At 48.9% G+C, this 21,150-nt stretch carries 16 protein-coding genes and 1 pseudogene; all 17 read left to right on the forward strand.

What is annotated here, in order from left to right; all coding sequences use genetic code 11:
• A partial coding sequence (locus L691_RS0117340; RefSeq protein WP_025691691.1) for a rod shape-determining protein occupies window positions 1–412 on the forward strand: 412 nt, incomplete at its 5' end.
• Between the two features lie 73 nt (window positions 413–485).
• Complete coding sequence (locus L691_RS0117345; protein ID WP_025691692.1) at window positions 486–1,358, forward strand: flagellar hook-basal body protein; 873 nt, start codon at window positions 486–488, stop codon at window positions 1,356–1,358.
• Between the two features lie 12 nt (window positions 1,359–1,370).
• Window positions 1,371–2,192 carry a flagellar hook-basal body protein gene (locus L691_RS0117350; RefSeq protein ID WP_025691693.1) on the forward strand — a complete coding sequence of 274 codons (822 nt, stop codon included), beginning with the start codon at window positions 1,371–1,373 and terminating at the stop codon, window positions 2,190–2,192.
• Between the two features lie 8 nt (window positions 2,193–2,200).
• Complete coding sequence (locus L691_RS0117355; RefSeq protein WP_051459399.1) at window positions 2,201–2,440, forward strand: DNA-directed RNA polymerase subunit beta; 240 nt, start codon at window positions 2,201–2,203, stop codon at window positions 2,438–2,440.
• A gap of 283 nt (window positions 2,441–2,723) precedes the next feature.
• A complete protein-coding gene (fabZ, locus tag L691_RS0117360; protein ID WP_025336820.1) occupies window positions 2,724–3,146 on the forward strand; it encodes a 3-hydroxyacyl-ACP dehydratase FabZ in 423 nt (140 codons plus the stop codon).
• A gap of 27 nt (window positions 3,147–3,173) precedes the next feature.
• On the forward strand, window positions 3,174–4,898 hold the full coding sequence (locus L691_RS0117365) for a phospho-sugar mutase (protein ID WP_025691695.1): 1,725 nt from the start codon (window positions 3,174–3,176) through the stop codon (window positions 4,896–4,898).
• 178 nt (window positions 4,899–5,076) lie between these two features.
• On the forward strand, window positions 5,077–7,149 hold the full coding sequence (locus L691_RS0117370) for a DUF5693 family protein (RefSeq protein ID WP_025691696.1): 2,073 nt from the start codon (window positions 5,077–5,079) through the stop codon (window positions 7,147–7,149).
• Complete coding sequence (csaB, locus tag L691_RS0117375; RefSeq protein WP_025691697.1) at window positions 7,125–8,315, forward strand: polysaccharide pyruvyl transferase CsaB; 1,191 nt, start codon at window positions 7,125–7,127, stop codon at window positions 8,313–8,315. The genes L691_RS0117370 and csaB overlap by 25 nt, the downstream gene beginning before the upstream one ends.
• Window positions 8,316–8,378: 63 nt before the next feature.
• On the forward strand, window positions 8,379–9,080 hold the full coding sequence (locus L691_RS0117380; RefSeq protein ID WP_084654240.1) for a WecB/TagA/CpsF family glycosyltransferase: 702 nt from the start codon (window positions 8,379–8,381) through the stop codon (window positions 9,078–9,080).
• Between the two features lie 113 nt (window positions 9,081–9,193).
• Window positions 9,194–10,321, forward strand: coding sequence for a glycosyltransferase family 4 protein (locus L691_RS0117385; RefSeq protein WP_025691699.1), 1,128 nt, complete (start codon window positions 9,194–9,196; stop codon window positions 10,319–10,321).
• A 187-nt stretch (window positions 10,322–10,508) separates the two neighbouring features.
• Window positions 10,509–14,108 (forward strand): S-layer homology domain-containing protein, encoded by a 3,600-nt coding sequence (locus L691_RS0117390; RefSeq protein ID WP_025691700.1) that lies wholly within the window; start codon window positions 10,509–10,511, stop codon window positions 14,106–14,108.
• Between the two features lie 171 nt (window positions 14,109–14,279).
• Window positions 14,280–14,621: a hypothetical protein gene (locus L691_RS32915; RefSeq protein ID WP_025691701.1), complete on the forward strand. Its 342-nt coding sequence runs from the start codon at window positions 14,280–14,282 to the stop codon at window positions 14,619–14,621.
• Window positions 14,622–15,125: 504 nt separating this feature from the next.
• Window positions 15,126–17,903, forward strand: coding sequence for an S-layer homology domain-containing protein (locus L691_RS29235; RefSeq protein WP_025691702.1), 2,778 nt, complete (start codon window positions 15,126–15,128; stop codon window positions 17,901–17,903).
• Between the two features lie 75 nt (window positions 17,904–17,978).
• Window positions 17,979–18,548: a hypothetical protein gene (locus L691_RS0117405; protein WP_025691703.1), complete on the forward strand. Its 570-nt coding sequence runs from the start codon at window positions 17,979–17,981 to the stop codon at window positions 18,546–18,548.
• 225 nt (window positions 18,549–18,773) lie between these two features.
• The gene (locus tag L691_RS0117410; RefSeq protein WP_025691704.1) at window positions 18,774–19,046 is read left to right on the forward strand and encodes an alpha/beta-type small acid-soluble spore protein; all 273 of its coding nucleotides are present in this window, start codon (window positions 18,774–18,776) and stop codon (window positions 19,044–19,046) included.
• 209 nt (window positions 19,047–19,255) lie between these two features.
• Window positions 19,256–20,458: a methionine adenosyltransferase gene (metK, locus tag L691_RS0117415; protein ID WP_025691705.1), complete on the forward strand. Its 1,203-nt coding sequence runs from the start codon at window positions 19,256–19,258 to the stop codon at window positions 20,456–20,458.
• Window positions 20,459–20,735: 277 nt separating this feature from the next.
• Window positions 20,736–21,150: pseudogene (locus L691_RS0117420) on the forward strand (copper amine oxidase); the annotation flags it as partial.

A 21,150-nucleotide genomic window follows, 5' to 3' on the forward strand; every position in this document is an offset into this window, starting at 1 on the left:
GCTTATCGGTGAACGGACGGCTGAAGATATCAAGCTGGCCATCGGGAATGTACGTCCTGGCGGCATACAGGCCGAGATGGATATTCGCGGCCGTGATATGGTAAGCGGGCTTCCGCAGACTCTTACGATCACCTCGATCGAAGCGCGGGAGGCGCTTTGGGACCCGGTGTCGTCCATTGTGGCTGCGGCGAAGACGGTAATGGAACGGACGCCTCCGGAGCTGTCGGCTGATATCATTGACCGCGGCGTCGTGCTGACCGGAGGAGGAGCGCTGCTGAGCGGATTAAGTGAGCTGCTCTCCGAAGAGCTGCATGTGCCCGTATGGGTGGCGGAAGACCCGATGCACTGCGTCGTGAAAGGAACGGGCATTTTGCTGGATCATTTGGACAAGGTAGTTAAGAAAAAGTTCTGAGCAGCCGATATATAAATAAAGGTTTGTAAGTTGGAGTTCAGACTTCTGCGGTTTAGGAAGGGGAAACGCCTTTATGATAAGAGGTTTATATACGGCCGCTGCCGGCATGGTCACGGAGCAGCGCAGACATGACACGGCAACGCAAAATATCGCCAATCTGAATACGACGGGGTATAAGCAGGTCGAAAGCATCAGCCATTCATTTCCGAATGTGCTGATCTCCGCCATGCAGGGCGGGATTGTAAAGCCGATTGGCAGAATGAACACAGGGGTATTCGCCGAGCAGTCGATGTCCAAATTTGTGCAAGGCGATCTGGTCGAAAGCGGCAAGACAACCGATTTCGCGCTATCGGCCGACTTGCGTCTGGCTGATCCCGCAACGGGCGCCAATATACCTTTTGATGCATCGGGTAAGTATATAAGCGATACTGGTGAGATTATTCACCAGCCGCAGGCTTTTTTCACCGTTCAGGATAATGATGGAAATACGCTTTATACACGTAACGGCGGCTTTACTGTAAATCCTGCCGGTGAACTGCTGAGTTCCGGAGGATATAAGGTGCTTGGCGCCGATGGCGGACCGGTAGTGTTAAACGGTACGGTGGATAACCTCAAGGTTGATGCGGAAGGCAATCTTCTTGATGCAACCGGCGCTCCAACCGGCGTCCGTCTTGGAATCAGCATTGTGACCAAGCCGCAGAACCTGGTGCGTGACGGCAACGGGGTATTTCACGCAGAAGATGCGCAGGCGGCGGGAATCCGGTATGCTGCTGCGGGCGATAATATGCAGGTCCGCCAGGGATATATTGAAGGCTCCAATGTAGATGTAACGCAGGTCACCGTCGATTTGAACGCGGCTTACCGGGCGTATGAAGCGAACCAGAAAGTGATCCAGTTCTACGACAGCAGCTTGCAAAAGGCTGTAAATGATGTCGGCAGAGTATAGGAGGGATGACCGATGAACAATTCGACAATCGGCGCGGCCGTCTCGATGACCAGTCTCCAGCAGCGCCTTGATCTTATCGCCGATAATATGGCCAATATTAATACGGCAGGCTACAAGAGCAAAGACGGGGCCTTTGAAGATGTGCTGACCCGGGTGCAGCAGCAGTCGAAGGAGTATAAGCTTGAGGGGCGAAGCATGCCTTTGGGCTTTGATATCGGCTTCGGGATGCGGATTCCCCAGGTTACCACTAGTTGGGAACAGGGAGCGCTTAAGGAGACCGGCAATGCCAGTGATTTGGCGCTGCAGGGCAGCGGGTTGTTCGCTGTACGGGTTAACGGCGTCACTTCCTATACGCGTCAAGGCGATTTTCATTTCACACCTGATACAGCGAATCAAGGTAATATGATTTTGGTGGACAATGAGGACCATCCGGTGCTGAACGCGCAGGGCAACCCGCTGACGGTACCGGCTGGAGTGAGCGTAGCCTTTGATGAGACAGGAGCCGTCCTAATGAAGAGGAATGAGAACGATCTGCCGACAGTTGCGGGCCGGCTGATGCTTGTTGAACCGAAGAACAGCGAGGTGCTTCAGGCAGTGGACGGCGGAAGATTTGTCCTTAAGGACGGTGTGACGGCCGGACAGGCCTTCGTGCAGCGGACGGCTGGCGAGCGCCGCGAATTGGCGGTGCGCTCCGGCTGGCTTGAGCAGTCCAATGTTGATCTGAACAAGGAAATGACGGAGATGATGCAGATTCAGCGGACGTATCAGCTTGTCGCCCGGGCTTTTTCCTCCAGCGATCAAATGCTTGGCCTGGCAAATAACATGCGCGGGTAGGTGAAGCGATGAGCCGTCAGAAAGAAGATGGTTTGAAACAAGAACAACTGACAGAAGATAATGTGCCGATCAAGCGCAAACGATCGAAATGGACGGTCGTTAGGTGGATTCTGATTCCTTTGCTGCTGCTGCTTGCCCTTGGCGGCGGCTTGACAGTGGGTTACGTTGTCCTCGGCAAAAAGGAACTGAGCGATGTGTTTCACTGGAGCACGTGGAAGCATGTATACGATCTGGTCTTTGCCCCATAATGGCGCAAGAACCGCTATGCGAAACTCCCTTGTATGAGGGAGTTTTCTTTTTTATACTGGAATATGTATAATGATGGGGGGCTTTCGAGATCAAAAAGGGCCCTCTCCGCTTTACAGCGGGAGAACCCCTTATCTCAACCTCCACTTCTGCAGCCGGTGAAGGATAAGTATAGTTTTTGCCAAAAGCATCTATATTTATGCACTCCGGCAAGAATAAAGTGCCTTTATATCGAGGGGCTGTTTTTTTCGAGGCCTTTCTCTCGAACGGGAAGGAGCAAGCTGCATGCTGGATGTCAATCAAATTCAGGAAATTATCCCCCATCGTCCGCCTTTCCTGCTGGTGGACAAGATTATCGAAATCGAAATGGGGAAACGGGCGGTAGGCATTAAAAATGTCACGGTGAACGAGCCCTTTTTTACAGGGCACTTTCCAGGCTACCCCGTTATGCCCGGTGTACTGATTACCGAGGCTCTCGCGCAGGTTGGAGCAGTAGCGATTTTAGGAGTGGAAGCCAACCGCGGCAAGATCGGCTTTTTGGCGGGGTTGGACGGGTTCCGTTTCCGCGGGCAGGTTGTGCCGGGAGACACCCTTAAGCTGGAAGTGGAGATTACGCGGCTTAAAGGGAGCATTGGCAAAGGAAAAGCTGTTGCTAAAGTGGAAGACAAGGTTGTGGCCGAAGGCGAAATAATGTTTGCGCTTAATTAAATCATACCTGAGAAGGAGAGATTTTCTATGACCCAATTGAGTCCAAAAGCTGCAGAAACCCTGGAACGCTGGCTGCAAGACCCATCCGTAGACGAAACCACCAAGCAGGAGCTTCGCGGACTGAGCAATGATCCGCAGGAGCTTGAAGAACGCTTCTACCGGGATTTGGAATTTGGGACAGGCGGTTTGCGCGGCGTAATCGGCGCAGGCAGTAACCGGATGAACCGGTACACTATTGCAAGAGCGACCCAGGGTTTTGCTAATTTTATTTTGGACCAGCATAAGGGCGAAGGTCGGCCATCTGTCGTTATTGCTCATGATTCCCGCCGATTCTCCCCGGAGTTTGCACTGGAAACGGCGCTGGTTCTGGCCGGCAACGGAATTGAAGCCTATTTATATCCATCCCTTCGCTCTACGCCGCAGCTGTCTTTCAGTGTTCGCCATTTGGGAGCAACAGGCGGTGTCGTCATTACGGCGAGTCATAATCCTCCGGAATATAACGGGTACAAAGTATACAATGCTCAAGGCGGTCAGCTTGTACCGGATGAAGCTGAGAAGGTGATCAACTACATATTCAAAGTAGATTCCTTCAGCGCGGTCAAGCGCGCCGTTAAAGAAGAAGCGGAAGCTGCCGGGCTCCTGCATTGGCTGGGCGAGAAGGAAGACGAGGCCTATACCGATACGGTGGCAGCAGTCAGTGTCGGCCGGTCGGAAATCGCCGGGGGCCTTGGAAGCAAATTCAAAATCGTTTATACGCCGCTGCATGGAACAGGCAATCTGCCGGTGCGCAGCGTATTGAAAAAGATCGGGTTCACCGATGTGCTTGTCGTGCCGGAGCAGGAACAGCCGGATTCCGAATTCTCCACGGTGAAATCGCCGAATCCGGAGGAGCGGGAAGCCTTTACGCTGGCTATAAAGCTTGGCGAGGAATTAGGTGCTGATCTGCTCATCGGTACAGATCCGGACGCGGACCGGATGGGCGCCGTCGTACGAGACCATGAGGGCAAATTCGTCGTGCTGTCGGGGAACCAGTCCGGCGCATTGATGATCCACTACTATTTGAGCCGGCTTCAGGAACTGGGTAAGCTGCCAAGCAATGGCGCCGTAGTCAAGACGATCGTGACCAGTGAGATGGGCGCAGCGGTTGCCAGCCACTACGGAGCGACCGTGCTTAACACGCTGACGGGCTTCAAATATATCGGTGAAAAAATGACCCAGTTCGAAGCCTCAGGCGATTACACATATCTGTTTGGCTATGAGGAAAGCTATGGCTATCTTGCCGGCAACTATGCCCGTGACAAGGATGCTGTTCTGGCTTCGATGCTGATCGCCGAAGCGGGCGCCTATTATAAAGCTCAAGGAAAGACCCTCTACGAGGTGCTTCAAGAGCTGTATAAGCAGTTCGGCTATTTCCTCGAAAGCTTGGAATCCCGCACACTCAAAGGCAAAGACGGGGTTGCCCAAATCCAGGGCATCATGAGTGATTGGCGGCAAAATCCGCCGCAGGAAATCGCGGGCATTACCGTAAGCGAGGTGCAGGATTACTCTCTTGGTTTGGCTGGGCTTCCGAAGGAGAATGTGCTGAAGTATCTGCTCGCTGACGGTTCCTGGTTCTGCCTGCGTCCTTCGGGTACTGAGCCTAAGATCAAAGTGTATTTTGCCGTACGCGGTGAGTCGCTTGAAGATGCCAAGTCCAAGGTTGCCGCACTAACCCGGGAAGTTATGGGGAGAGTCGACAGCGGCAGCAAGTAACAGGATGATTTGAATCTCTTTTACGGGAAACGGGTGCCGCCTTTCCATATGGAGGGCGAAGCCGTTTCTTTTTTCGGGGACCCCGCAAAGTACCTGAGCAGGCTTCGAAGCCAAGTCCTCACTTTGTGGGGTTGTCTTTTGTAATGGAGATTCGTTATGTAAAGAGGAGGAGCTTTTGGTGCAGCAAAAATGGCAGCATTGGAACTTAAATTCCCGAAAGTGGCTATGGATTATCGTGGTGATTGGTCTGATTGCGTCTTTACCGGTCGTCTACGATCGTCTGCAGACAGAGAAATCATCCAAGACGGTGGAGATTGTGTTCGACTACCGGGATCTTGTGGATGCCGCGAGCTACCGGGCCAATCCGCAGGACTATATATCCCAGCAATTGGATCGGCTTAAAGAAGCCGGCGTACAGAGTATAGCTGTATATGAAAGTACGCTCGAGGATTACCGCAAAGCCCGCCGCGTTATGTTCTGGGGCGCGCAGGATATCGCCAACTTAACGGACAGCGTTATACCGGAGAACGAAAATTATACGTATGTGCTTTTTGCCAGCAAAGCTAATAGTGACGCGCTTAAGCCCACAATCCAGAGTACGTTTGGCAGCCTTGGAATTTCGACGGAGGACTGGAGCTTTCGCGGACAGCAAGGTTTGATCATTAAGACTCCGCTGGAGGATGCGCTGCTGAAGCCAATGGCACCGGACGAGGCAGCACTTACCAATTTGCATAACAAGGGTTTTCAAATTGTCCCCCGTCTTGTGGATTCACTTCCTTATAATGAAGAAGCGATGAAGCAGTTAGTCGAACGTTTTGATAGTCTTAATGTTAAGCGCATCCTGTTTGAAGGCGATTCGGTCAAAGGATTCAACGATAACGAGGATAAAAATAGCCTTAATTCCTTCGCCGAGCTGCTGAAACAGCATGGTATTGGCATAGCGACCATTGAGAATCTCAAACAGCAGCAAAAAGGGTTCAACAAGCTCGCCTATATGCTTGATTACAATGTAGTCCGGCTGTATTCGCTGAGCGAGAAGGACTCAACGCTGAAGCCGGATGTTATTATCGACCGCTTCGCGCTTGCCACAAAGGACCGCAAAATTCGTATGCTTTACCTGAATACCGCACCGACGAGAAACACTGACAAGGCGCAGATCGATGATTCTTTGGAGAATTTGATTACCAGCTTGAGCGAGCCGGGCGGAGCAGTAGAGAAGATCAAGGAGAACGGTTTTACGTTAGGTCAGGCTACCGCTTTTGATGTCGTTGATTCGCCATTCCAGCGTTATTTCAAGCTGGTCGCCGTTATTGGAGCCGTGGCAATGGTTGCGCTGACGATTTCCTACTTCATTCCATGGCTGACGCTGCTCGCATGGGTGCTTGGTCTGGTCGGAAGCGCGGGACTGCTGCTGGTGAAACCTACGCTGTTTGAGCAGGCGCTCGCGTTAGCGGTAGCCATCAGCGCACCTACAGTTGCTACGGTTCTCGCGGTCCGTAAAATTAATAAGTGGGGTCCGCAGCTGACGACCGCCGGAAAAGACAAAGCTGCCGCTTCGGGAGGCTTTTCAGGTTCCGCCACCTCATCTATGAACCCGCAGCGCCGCCTGATCCAAAGTCTTGCTTTGTACGTAAGGACGTCTGTCATCTCGCTCTGCGCGGTGCCATTCGTGATCGCGCTGCTGAATAATATTACTTACAGTCTTGTACTGAACCAGTTCCGCGGCGTCAGTCTGCTGCATATTGCCCCGATCGGGCTGGTGGCCGTTTATGTGCTCCTATACCGTGGTGATTTTGCACTTAATAAAACGGGTAAACTTCTAAGAACACCAGTCACGCTGGCGATGGTTATTGCGGCTGCGGTGCTTGGCGTGGTCGGGCTGTACTATTTAAGCCGCACCGGCAACAGCGGCACCGCAAGCTCATATGAACTGGCATTCCGTAACTTTATGGAAGGTACCTTCGGCGTTCGTCCGCGCAGCAAGGAATTTATGCTCGCTCATCCATTGTTTATTCTTGGCGCCTTCCTCGCTCTTAAATACCGGAACGCCGCCTATCTCATGATTGTCGCCGTTATCGGCCAATTATCAATGGTGGATACGTTCGCCCATATTCACTCGCCTGTTCTCATTTCGCTTGTCCGTGGTCTGCTGGGGCTTGGGCTGGGGCTCATTCTGGGTGTGATTGCGGTAATCGTGTGGCAAATTGCGGAAGGATGTTGGAAACGATGGTCGCCCCTGCTCAAAAAATAGTGTTATCCGGTTACTACGGCTTCCGTAACAGCGGTGATGAAGCGGTGCTTCAATCCATTCTTAATGCTCTAAAGCGCCAATCCGAGCTTTTGGGCATTTCCATCGAACCGGTAGTGTTGTCCATCGATCCGGAATGGACCTCCGCCACCTACGGTGTCGAAGCCGTGCACCGTATGAAGCTGGCCGATGTCCGCCAGGCCATCGGAGAGAGCGCGGGGCTAATCAGCGGCGGAGGGAGCCTGCTGCAGGATGTAACCAGCGGCAAATCCATTCCGTATTATCTCGGCGTTATCAAGCTTGCCCAATGGATGGGCAAGCCGACTTTCATATATGCGCAAGGAATCGGACCAGTGCAGCGAAAATGGTTCCATCCTATGATCAAATCGGTATTCCGTAAATGCGCCTACGTATCCGTACGTGACGAACAATCCAGACAGCTGCTTATGACTATGGGGCTTCGCCAGTCTGATGTGCATGTCGTTCCCGATCCTGTGATGGGCCTGACCTTGCCCGAGGAAATGGCTGCCGGCAGCCATTTAGTGGGACAACCTGCTGAGACGCATGGAGCTGAACCCGTATCTGTCACTAATTCAGCCTCTGTAAGCCCGGATCTTCCGGTCGTCGGAATTTCCGTTCGCTATTGGGAGCAGGACCGTCGGGAGCTGGATGCCATCGTAGAGGGCTTGCGGCAGGTTTGCCGCACCTTTCCGGTCCATCTGAGGTTTCTGCCGTTCCATCTTCCCTCCGACACTGAAGCGTCTCAGTATTGTATGGACAAGCTCGGGGGCGACATTGCTGCTTCCGGAAGTGTCGTTAGCCTTTGCGAAGACGCCGACCATCCGCAGAAGATGCTGAGGGAAGTTGGAACATGCGGCGTACTGCTTGGAATGCGGCTGCACAGTCTTATTTACGCCGCAGGACGCCGCGTGCCGCTAATCGGGATATCGTATGATCCTAAGATTGACCACTTTTTAGGCCGCATCAACTGCCTCCCCGTCGGCACAACGGCTTCCTTGGACAGTGCAGCACTTGGAAAGGAAATCATCCGGCTCTTAAAGGATGGGGAGGTCTGGCGGCGGGAAAAGGAATCGCTGATTGACTCATTAATCTTCGAAGCGGAAGCTCCCGCTCGGCAAATTGTTGAATATTTACGGCATAAAGGGTGATCTAGAGTGAAAGACGCAGGCGCTTTGCCTACGGTAACCATTTTCGGTATACCGGTGTCCAAAATGGATATGAAGGAAACGGTCTCCTATTTAATTGAAGCCATTCGTTCCAGGACGCCGCATCAGGTCATAACAGCAAATCCGATCATGGTCATGACCGCTTTGGAAAATCCGGCCTATATGGATATTATGACCTCCGCTGAGCTGGTTGTTCCGGACGGGACAGGAGTGGTCTGGGCGGCCGAACGCGGCGGAAATCCCGTCAAAGAGCGGGTGGCCGGGTTCGATTTGTTACATGAATTGATGAGAGTTGGAGAAAGCTATCACTGGAGAGTGTACCTGCTTGGTTCAACCCCAGAAGTAATTCAGGAAACGGCCAGCCGGCTGCAAAGGCAATATCCGGGAATAATCATCGCCGGATTTCGTGACGGATTTTTCGGTCCGGCGGAGGATGAAGAGGTCATCACCGGGATTTTGGAAACAGAGCCCGATCTTTTATTTGTCGCCCGCGGTGCGGATACTCAGGAGCCTTGGATTGCGAAGCACAAATCACGTTTGGCCATTCCGGTCATGATGGGGGTCGGGGGAAGCTTTGACGTTATTTCCGGCAGAGCGAAGCGTGCGCCACTAACATTTCAAAAACTTCGTTTGGAGTGGTTTTATCGTCTCCTTAAAGAGCCGACGAGATACAAAAGAATGCTTGCGCTCCCGAAATTCGCAGTAAAAGTAATGCGGGAAAAAGATAGAGTAACAAATAATAGATAAAACGCGGTTTTTCGCCGAATATATATCGAAAATCGCCTGAAAACGGAATTGGAATTTGTTTTTGGAACAGAGTATAATTCAATGCGGTAGAGAAATGGGGGTTGACTGAACCAATGTTAATCATATACATCGCCGGATTTATCGTTTGCATGGGACTGGCACTATGCTTGACGCCGCTTGTCAAGAAATTCGCTCTTGCCATTGGCGCCACGGACGTACCGAATGCCCGTAAAGTGCATACGAGAATCATGCCGCGCCTTGGTGGTTTGGGCATTTTTCTGGCGTTTGTGTTAGGACTGCTTGCCATATCGCCGTTTGTTCCTTACGATTTTTCCACTCGGGATGTTAATTTCATTAAGGCGCTGCTTAGCGGCGGCGGACTTATTGTTCTTCTCGGTAGCCTTGACGACAAATTTGAGCTATCGGCTAAAGTAAAGCTGCTCGGTCAAATTGCCGCAGCCTGCATCGTTGTATTCGGCTTTCATATTACCGTGGACTTTGTTAATATTCCTTTTAACGATACTTATTCTTCGCTGGAAAGCTGGGTCGCCGTTCCGCTTACGATTTTCTGGATTGTTGGCGTAACGAACGCTGTTAATTTGATCGACGGATTGGACGGGCTTGCCGCTGGCGTTTCGGGTATTGCTATAGCCACTATTGCAACGATGGCCTTTTTGATGGGAAATGTAATGGTTGCTATGCTCTGCTTGCTGCTTCTCGGCAGCATTGTGGGATTTCTCTTTTTCAACTTCCATCCGGCCAAAATCTTTATGGGCGACGCGGGCTCGTTGTTCCTCGGATTCTGTCTGGCGATGCTGGCGATGCTTGGGTTTAAGCAGATTGCGGTCGTTTCCTTTATTACTCCGCTGCTTATTATCGGTGTGCCGCTTTCGGATACATTTTTCGCAATTGTGCGTCGCAAACTGCAGAAGAAACCGATTTTTGCTCCCGACAAAGGTCATCTCCATCATTGTCTCCGGGAGCTTGGATTCAGCCATCGGCAGACGGTGCTTATTATTTACGGAATTGCTGCCTTTTTCGGTATTTTGGCCGTCATTCAATCCTCATCCGCTCTATATGAAGCGAACTGGGTTACTTTCGTAGTCATTTGTATCATGCTTTTCGTTCTGCAGATTGGCGCCGAGGTTATCGGCTTGGTTGGGCAAACGAAAAAACCGCTGCTGAATTTCCTTTCCCGGGTGTTCATGAAAGTGAGCGCGGAGAAGGGATCGAAATCCTGACTTTTTGGAGCTCGGTGTAGCCTTTGATCTTAATATAATGATGAACCTCATTCATTGGAATGAGGTTTTTTTATTTTTGCTAATTATTAGGTTGAGAATCGCCGATAAAAAAGAAAGAGGATGGGTTATCTGGCGGAAGTGTTACTTCCTGAGATGAAAATCAAAATTGCAGTGGGAGGTTTCTTACGTGAAAAACAGAATCAGGTCGATAGGCAGTTTCATCTTGGCTGCTGTAATCTTGCTGTCGACTCTTTCGGCAACAGGAGCGGCGTATGCAGCGACAGGGCAATATTTTACTTTTACCAAATTCAGTACGAGCCAAAGCTCTCCAACCAGTGTGAACACAAGTACGGTTGATGTTGAGGGTACATTCAACGGCGTATCCCCAGACAGTATCTATTATAAGGTAGACAGTCTTGTGAATGGAACGGAAGTTCCCGGCGCAAGCGGCGCAGATGTGAAACCGAATATCACAAATGAGAAATTCTTTACGTTTCCGAACGTCAAGCTAAGCCAAGGACTTAACCGTATTACCGTTTACGGTGTAACATCGGACGGCAGTCTTGCCAGCGGCGAGGCCTATGTCAATTTCTCCAACGTACCCGCGATTTACAATATTGCACTGCCGGACGGCAAGCAGCTAAGCGAGGGCACTCCTACACTGGTCAACACTCCAGGGTTGACACTGACACTTGAAGCGCCGAACGCTTCCGAGGTCATGATTAACTCCTCCAAAATGTATAACGGCGGCAGCACTACTTTTGTTATTGCCGATTATCCGCTCTCGGTGGGATATAACAAGCTGACCTTTGTGGCTATGACAGATGGCGGCACACGCACCTATTCCGTTTCACGCGAAGTTATCTATGCTCCGGTTGGATCAGGTACGCCTCATAATACGAAAATTGGTACTACGGCGGTGGATACCGGTAATGTGGTAACATCGGCAAGCGGAATTCTTAGCGGCTCCATCACGTTTAAAGTGCCTGACACCTCTAGTGTTCCGAATCTTTCGGCACTGACTTTTACCGTTCGTAATACAACCAACAGCAGTGATGTGTTCACGGGAACCGCGACTGTATCATCGACACCATCGACATCAGGAAGTTTTATTACCTTTAATTATACCTCTGATGCGGCTGTCCCGGCTCTTTCAGCTAATGGCGCATATACCATTGTTTTTAACGGGAGCTATGACGGCAAAAGCATTACACCGGTCAAGTTTGATTTCCGAAACTCCGCAACAGCATATATTACGGATGTACAGCAAATTTACAGTCCTAGTGTAAGTGGAACCACCGTTACCTATATGTCTTCCGGAGCGTTTAGTGATAATTCCAGTCTGTTTCAGCTTCCGCTGTGGCTGCTTGTTAAGACCAGTGATACCAACTCGTCTACAGTAAATAACCTGACACTTACGACTTATCAGAATGGAAGCCAAGTTACCGGCTCCGCGTTCAGTGTGACTCCTTATACTTCTGGTGGCTACAGAGTATTCCAAATTACCGGCTTGCCTACGGGAGAACAGACGCTTCACATTGATTTGAAGGACGGCAGCGGTAATATCGTCGATTCTAAAATTTATACGGTTAATTATATATCCGCCCCATACATTGAGTTAACAAATCTGTATAATAATCAGGTGTTCAAGAACGCTAATGACTTCACAGCCGTAACAGGACAACTGGTCAATTTTCCTACAGGGGATTTGGGATCAGCCAAAATTACGATTAACGGGTCAACCAGCACACTGCCAATGAACGTTTCTACTAACCAATTTAGCTTTGGTACCTCTGGCAACCAACTCGTTTCCGGGCCTAACAAAATCACTATCACCGGTATGGCTAACGGGGTGCCGGTATCCACAAGCGTAACCGTGTATCTGTTCCCGGATAATTTGCCGTCTCTGGCAGGGCTTGTTCCGCTTCCGCTTAACGAGACGACCGATCCGGATCAGTTGTTTATAAAGACGGCCAATCTGCAATACACGACCAATCAGACGAGCGCTGATATTCAGTTTGTGGCTAATAATGCCGAGCAGATCGTCATTATGGTAGACGGGGCGCAGAAAGTTGTTGCGAATTGGAGTGGTTCAACCTGGACTTATGCGCCTTCAACCGTAAACTTGTCAGTACCTGCAGGTGCGAATGGAACATTTACACTGCGGGGTCAGAGTCTTCCGACAACCGGTCTGCGGACCATTACAGTAACCGCGCGTCTGCAGACTTCAACGGTATCTCAGACGCTGCAACTTACGCGTGAAGTACCGCCATATACCATTTTGTCGCCCAAGCTACCGAATGAAAGTGTGATTAAGCAGAATTTCCTTGATGTCAGCATTCAAGCCGAAGGTGCAGACAGCATTGTAATTGGCAAGACGGCATTGGTCAAAGGAGAGCATGATATTTTCCGAACAGAATTAAGGGGCTTGAAGAAGGGATTAAATACTATCAAGTTTACAGTTACTACAGGCAATCAAAAAACGAACGGCTCGTTTAGTGTTACTTATTCAGATGAAGTTCTTCAAGGAGCGCAGCTCAAGACAACACTGAATACATCGGGCAAACTGAGTGCATTCCAGAATGCTGTAACGCTCAATTTACCGAAAGGTACGCTGCTAAGGGATGCGACACCAGCACCGGGGACAACCAATACCCGTCAAATCAATCTCTTTAATCAACAATATATTTTACTGGGTATTGCTGATAAGCAGGATGGACGAACCGTCAAGCAGTATAACCCTGTTGGAGAAACTGATAGCAGCGGGAATGCTCTGGATGGCAAGCTGAAAGAAGTCAGCGCCAACTCGTTGGCGACCACTTATTTGACTCCCAAGCTTCATTATGGTTATGCATCCAATCTATATTGGATTGATCCGGGCTATTTTGTGAACAATACTTCTGTTAATGACTATGATACCGTCGTTTCCTCGCATCCGTACAAGACCGGTAATGAGTTCTACCTTGGTCACATGGGGAAATGGCTTGAGCCGACTCAGCAGGGAACCATTACGCTGAAATACGATTCAAATTTGGCCAACGCTGCTACGTCTAATGTTTCCGTCTGGAAGAACGTTGACGGCACTTGGTATAACATGGGCGGAAAGATTAATACGAGCGGCAAGACCATTACTGCGACATTTGATGGTTTTGGCTACTATGCAGTCTTGAGTCTCCGCTACAGTTACGATGATATTGTCTCGCATCCGTACGCGCGTACTGAACTTGAGACCATGATGGCTAAAGGGATCATGAATGCCAAAGATTCCAATGAGTTCGGTGTTTATGAAAATATCACCCGTGGAGAATTTGCGACGATGCTGGTCAAAATAATGGGCATTCAGTTGGATTACGAGCCCGACAAATTAACTTTCTCTGATGTAATCAAATACAGCGACTATCATTGGGATTACCGCTATATTGAAACAGCTGTCCGCAAAGGAATTATCAAGGGCACCGCACCGAGACTGTTTTCGCCTAATTCTACGCTATCCCGGGAGGATGCGTCAGTAATGATCGCAAGAGTCATGAATCTCAAGCTGGGTACCATAGATAAGGATCGAGCAGCCTTACAGAAGCTGTTCACGGATACGGGTTCTATTCAATCTTCTTATTCCATTCCATCCATTTTGGCGGTGAACAAGGCGGGCATTATTTCTGGTATTGCTAATAAATTGGTAGCCGGTCAGAAGAAGGCGACTTACCGCTTTGATCCGCAGGCGAATTTCACTAGAGCTGACGCAGCGGTAATGGCACAACGCATGATGGTTAAAATGAAAAAATTATAAGCTGCGACTATCCTGCTGCGTTCGAAGTGAAGGAAGCCCCTGTTCCCCGATTTGGGGAGGGGGCTTCTGTTATGCAGTTTCCAATTACAATTCTTTGAAATATGGCGTACTTTACGATACAATGACGTAAGAAGATGCAAGAACACACTCAAGCAAGAAGGAGAACGCTAGATGAAACCGATTTTATCAAAAGCTCAGCTCGATTACATGAAAGCTAAGAACAAGTTTGAGAATACAGCAAAAGTAATGGAAAAGGAGATCGCGGCGAAACGCGCTTTGCAGGAAATCACTCAGGAGGTCATGGAGGAGCTGGTTCAAGCGACCGGATTCCATGATGCATACAATGACCTTGTTGTTGCGGAAAATGCGCTGATCGACTGGTCCCATTCTACAATTAAACATGAGAAGTCTTATCGGGAGAATCGCGATGCGATTGACGCCTTGTATAATAACGTGAATTCCAGCCCGGAGAAGCGGCAGGAGCTTATCCAGCTTTCCATGAAGATCAGATAACTTTGGTGATGACTAGGGTGCCGGTTTCGGCACTCTTTTTTATTTAATAAAATCTAGAAGCTTGAAGCGGATTGAGCTTACATAGCATTTAAAGAAATTAGCATTTCTTAATGACCACCAAAAAGAAACCCGTGATATAATGATTACCTGTAGTTTAACCAATATTAACAATCGTTTTAATTACATACAGTTGGTTCATCTATTGGCATGGCGCGGGAATTAAATTTTCTGAATTATTTTTTGTATGAACCGCAACTTTTACGAAACTCACGCGTTAAAGATGTAGAGCCATTACAACAGCGGATATTTGGATGGCTGTAAAGCTACTTAGACCAACTGGAAAAATTAGCTTTACGTGACTTTAGGCACATTGTATAATACTAAGGTGGAATTAGGAATCTAGTCTTGTTGTGTCTTGAATTGGTTTACCAGTTTCTGTGATACCCGTCACAGACATTATTTATACTTAACTTGCTCAACTCGGGAAAGGGGGTGCATCGGCTAATGAGTGACATGAGCTACCCAACTAAACAAGAATCTCAGTTCATGAATGTTCAAGGAGGAGAAAAAAAGGTTATGAAGAAAATTTTATCCGTAGCACTGTCTACAGCAATGGCATTCTCGATGTTTGCCTCTGTAGCATTTGGTGAAACAGCAACAACCCCGCAATCTAAATTCGATGCTCTGGCAGCTAAAGGCATCCTGAACGGATACCCTGATGGCCAAGCTCATCTGGAAAGAGATCTGACTCGCGCTGAGTTCGCTAAGATCGTTACTAAGCTGTTCAACCTGAGCGAAGTTTCCAACAAACTGTCTTACAAAGACAAAGGATACAACGCTAAGAACTGGGCAGTTCCTTACATCGAAGCTGTTACTGCAGCTAACCTGATGCAAGGTAAAGATACTGTAAAAGGTATCTTCGATTACAATGGTAAAGTAACGGTTGAAGAAGTGGCAACAGTATTGTTCCGCGCTCTGAAACTGGAAGCCCCTGCTACTACCAACAACAACGCATCCGCATGGGCTAAAGGTTACGCTCAAGCTGTAATCGATAAAGGCTACATCGCCGCAACCCAAAACTTCAAAGCTAAAGCTACTCGTTCCCTGGTTGTAGAGACTGCTTATGCTGTCGCTACTGCAACTACTGCTCCGGCTGTTACTTCTGCAACGGCAACGGATCCTACTCATGTATACGTAACTTTTGCTGACGGTAAATCGACAACTGTCGAACTGACTACGGCATTGGTTCAAGGTGTGGCCACTTCCATTACCTTCACTTATAATGGCAACTCCTACACAACTTCTGTAACGCTGGCAGCTCCGGCCGTCGTTTCCGTAACGGCTCCGAATGCTAAGCAACTAGTTATTAAATTTAACCGTGCCATTGATGTGGACACTCTGGCTGTTGACGGAACTTTAATCAACGATATCGTTGACGTAACTGCTCTGAGCAACGCTCCAGCAGTAACTCCTGACGGCGCAGACGTGGTATTGAGCGCAGACGGAACTCAAGCTACAATTACATTCCCTGAACTTCAATATCTGAAAGGTCAGTACACTGTAGTTGTAAGCGACGACGTGAAGACAACTGCCGGTGAAAAGGTTCCTGCTTACACTACTATCTTGCCTGTTGCTGACACTACTGCGCCTACATTGGCAAGTGTAACTTCTGCAGCTAAATCGACAACAGATAAAGTGTATGTAACATTCAGCGAACCGGTTAAACCATCGGGTATCATCGCTTATGTTAACGGTTCTGCTGCAACGGTTACTAAAGATACTTATAATTCCTACATTCTGACGACTGGTACGCTGAAGAGTGGATCTACTTATGATGTCTCGCTGCTGAACGTAACTGACTATGCGGGAAATGTTGCTACTCCTAACCCGATTAAAACAACTGTAACGGTTACTTCCGATGTAGCTGCACCAGTAGTTCAAAGTGTAACTCCTGTCGGAGATCGTTATGTAACAGTAACGTTTAATAAAAAAGTGACTCGCGAATCCCTGGTGGGTAGTGTCCGCCTGTTGGATTCTAACGGTGAAAGCAAAGGTGTATTCACCGTTATCACAACTGACGACGGCACATCCTTCAAGCTGAGATCTCCGCTGAGCTCGTTGCCAAACACGGGTACTTTCACTGGTTCCATTCTTTTCGGAACTGGCGTGAAGGATACGCTTGGTAACACTCTGGGATCTACTGTATCACAACCGATTACGTTCACTAAAGACAGCACTGCTCCTACAGTTGTAAGTGCGACTTACAACAGCAACAGATCGACATTGACAGTGAAATTCTCCGAAGAAGTAATCGTCGCTCCAGGGAAGAACCTTACAGTAATCAGTAGCACTACGGGTGTTGTTAGCAAAACACTGCAATCGGCTAATGCTACTCTTTCCAGCGACAAGAAGAGCATTACGTTCTCTGGTGTATCTGACCTTAGCGGAGCCAATACACTTCGCTTTGATTCTGGCTTCGTAACGGATGATTCTTTCGCGAAGAACAGCCTGGCTTCGACAGTAGTTCCTGTAACGTTCGGTTCCACAGATACTTCTGATTCGACCAGACCTACTGTATCTGGCGTAACTTATTCGCCAGCTCGCACAAGCACTGTTGCCGCTGATATCGATGTTACATTTAATGTGAATGATAATAGCGGATTGAATATTGCTACGATCCTTGATATCAACAGCTATACTTTGGACAGCAAAGCACTGCCTTCCGGCTCTTATGTAACTTTGAGTTCGGGCACTACTGCAGGTGGTAAGGGTACAACAGCTACTGTACACATTCCTAAATCTGCAATTAGTGAATCGAAAGAGTACAACTTCATTATCAATGGTATCGCTGATACAGCGGGCAATGGTGTAATTGCAGTATCTACTCCAGTTTACCTGAGAGATAGAGTGAGCCCAACTCTTAGCTCTGCAGCCGTATCTTCTGGTGATAAAACTGTACTGGTTGTGTCCTTCTCTGAGGATGTGCAAGATTTTAATGCTGATGACTTGATCTTCAAGATCAATGACACTGTAACTACTCCAATTCAAGCAAATGTTAAAGCAGTAGCTAGCGGTACTGATAAAGGCAAGTTCTACTTCACTTTTGCGAAGAGCGCAACTGATAATACTGCTCGGGACCTTAATGCCAATGATGTTAATAGCATTACTGTAGAAGTGAAAGCGAATGTAGATGCTACTGATCCTAAAGACAAATTCACTAACTCCATTAAGGACATCGAAGGTAACGCTGTTGTTACCGGAACTGTAGTAACTGCAAAATAAGCTTCCTCACCGAAGCAAGAATAGCCTCTTCGGAGGCTATTCTTTTTTTATACCTGCATTAGAAGGAGGAATTCCATGAAGCCGTTATGGAAAATAACCTTTGCTGCTGTATTGCTGGCAGGTGGTGTCTGGGCGGGCTCGATTGTCAGCAATACGGCACAAGGTGCAGATGTCGGGAATCAACCTGGAACCGCAGATGATCCTGTGGTTACCAAGAGTTACGTCGATCAGCAGATTCAAAAGGCGCTGCAAGGCGGTACCATTCCGTCACCGGTTGTAACCAAACTGCCAACTACCACGCCCTCGCCAGCCACCGCTAAGCCCGCTGTGACAGCCACAGCCTCTCCGGCAATAGGGACAGGAGACAGCGGCAACCAGAGTGTCATAGTCGATGTCAAACCGGGACAGACCTTAATAGCTGCACCCGGAGCCGAGTTTATTGTCAGGGCAGGCAAGGCGGTCATCTATTCTCAGGATTCGAACGGTGTAGCTGATCTAACCGCCGGACAAGATCTGGCCAACGGCCAGCCAGCGCCATCAAATCACTTATTGTCTTTTCCTAGAGGGGTACGGGGAATTACGGTGCAATCGGGGCAGACCCTCGGTCTTGTTGTAATGGTTCGAGGAGGCTACACGTTACAGTAATCCCTTCACTTCCTTGAGAAAAGTTAATTTAAGGATTGGCTTTTTGGTTACCTTTTATACATGTACATCTGCTCTTTATAAACTCCAGCACAGTATTCCTATGTGGGATACACTTGAAAGTAAGGTCCCCTTTGCCAGAACCAACAAACATTACTGCGGCTGCAAGTAAGACGGGCTGCGCACAATACTTCTGTAACCTTATACAAAATACAGGAGGTGCAGTTTATGGCACGCAGCAATCGCACAGTTGTTCCGGAAAGCCGGGAAATGCTGAAGCAGATGAAGTTCGAGATTGCAGCCGAATTTGGTCTTTACGGTCCCGTGTACGGAGCAGGAGGGGATACGGAATTCGCTTCCGAGTTGGGTGCTCTGGAAGGAGTTCCTTTTGCCTCACGGAATCCATATCTCGGACATCTCACTTCTCGGGATAACGGTTCTGTTGGCGGTGAAATTACGAAGCGGCTTGTTATACAGGCCGAGCAAGCCCTTTTCTCATAATATAGATCTGGCGCAGATGGTCGGGCATTGTTTGACACTCACCCGTAAATAAGTTAATATGACATTTGAGGAAAACCGACCTTTTCCGTGTGGAAAAGGTTGATTTTTTTGCAGGGTTAAACCTTGAACTTATATGAATTATTACTCAAGAAGGATAAAAATGAGGAATGACCAAGCAGTTTCTACCTATTAAATAGGAGGTTGAATTCATGCCTGTTAAAGGACGTCATTTGTTTACTTCAGAATCGGTAACGGAGGGGCATCCGGACAAGATTTGTGATCAGATCTCGGATGCGGTTCTGGATGCGTTCCTCGCCAACGATCCCTATGCGCGCGTAGCTTGCGAGGTATCGGTAGCTACCGGCCTTGTCCTCGTAATTGGAGAAATTAGCACTAAGTCCGAGTATGTGGATATTCCTTCCATTGTCCGCAGTACGGTTAAAGACATCGGATATGTACGAGCCAAATATGGCTTCGATTTCAATACTTGTGCCGTACTGACCTCGTTAAACGAACAATCCGCAGATATTGCTCAAGGCGTTAATGCAGCTCTTGAAGATCGTGATCCTGCTCAGGTTGCTGAAGAAACCGCAAATATTGGCGCGGGAGATCAGGGATTAATGTTCGGCTTTGCAACCAATGAGACGCCTGAACTGATGCCGCTGCCCATTGCTTTGTCGCACCGTATTGCCCGCCGCTTGGCTGAAGTGCGCAAAAACGGTACCCTGGCTTATTTGAGACCGGATGGCAAAACCCAGGTTACGATCGAATATCAGGATGAAAAGCCTGTACGGGTGGACACGATCGTCGTATCCACACAGCATGCCGAGGAAATTACGCTGGAACAGATCCAGGCGGATATCAAGAAGCATGTGATTTTGCCGGTAGTGCCTGAAGGGCTGCTGGATAGCGAGACCAAGTATTTTATCAATCCTACCGGACGGTTTGTCATCGGCGGCCCGCAAGGGGATGCAGGGTTGACCGGACGGAAAATTATTGTGGATACGTATGGCGGATATGCCCGTCACGGCGGCGGTGCTTTTTCCGGTAAAGATCCGACGAAAGTAGACCGCTCCGCTGCCTATGCCGCGCGTTATGTTGCCAAAAATCTTGTAGCTGCCGGTCTGGCCGGCAAATGCGAAATTCAACTGGCGTATGCGATTGGCGTAGCCAATCCTGTCTCCATCAATGTCGATACATACGGCACTGGCAAAATCGGTGAAGATCAGCTCGTGAAATTGGTGCGTGATAACTTTGACCTGCGTCCTGCTGGAATTATTTCCATGCTGGATCTGCGCAGACCGATTTATAAGCAGACGGCTGCATATGGACATTTTGGACGTACGGATTTGGATTTGCCTTGGGAACGCATCGACAAAGCGGCGCTCCTTAGGGAGCAGGCGGGTTTATAACTCAATAATCAGGCGTGCAGCGCCGACGAATAGTGAACAAAAAGGCCTTTTGTACGGACAAGTCTTATTGAATTGTCTCTACAGAAGGTCTTTTTCTTGCCGGAAACAACGAAGTTGAGAGAATTTCTATCAATTTCGTAACTTTTTCAGCAGAATCTAGTCTATTAAGAGTGTAGAGTAAAAAATGGGGTGTCTCCCCTAAAAGTAATGTCGCAGCCGGTTCCTCTCAGGCCGGGAGAAAGTAATGGGAATACAAGGGATGGGAGAGTTACTTGGAATGAACAGTAGTTGCTCATCGGAGCAGGCAAGTACGGGTAAGGAAAGAAATAATAAGAGACACGCAGCTCCCAAATGGATAGCGGCTTCACTCGCGGGTGTGCTGTGGATTATGCCGGTGATCGGCGGCGAGCTGCCGCTGCTTGAACAAGGGAATACTTCGATCGCGATGGCCGCTTCTTCTTTTACGGCTGCTAAAGTGAGCGAAGAAATCATTACCTCGGGCGCCACAAAGCTGAAATATAAATATACCGTGACGCGCTCCGGCAGCAAGGCATCCGGTCTGGCAGATGTCATTCGCGTGGATTTGAACAATCCATACGTCTCCATTGATGTAATGACCGGCAAGAACGGAAAGCTGACTACACGCCAGAGTACAGGAGGGATGGCGAGAGAGACGGGAGCGGTAGGCGCAG

Source organism: Paenibacillus zanthoxyli JH29, assembly GCF_000520715.1.
GTDB lineage: Bacteria > Bacillota > Bacilli > Paenibacillales > Paenibacillaceae > Paenibacillus_AQ > Paenibacillus_AQ zanthoxyli.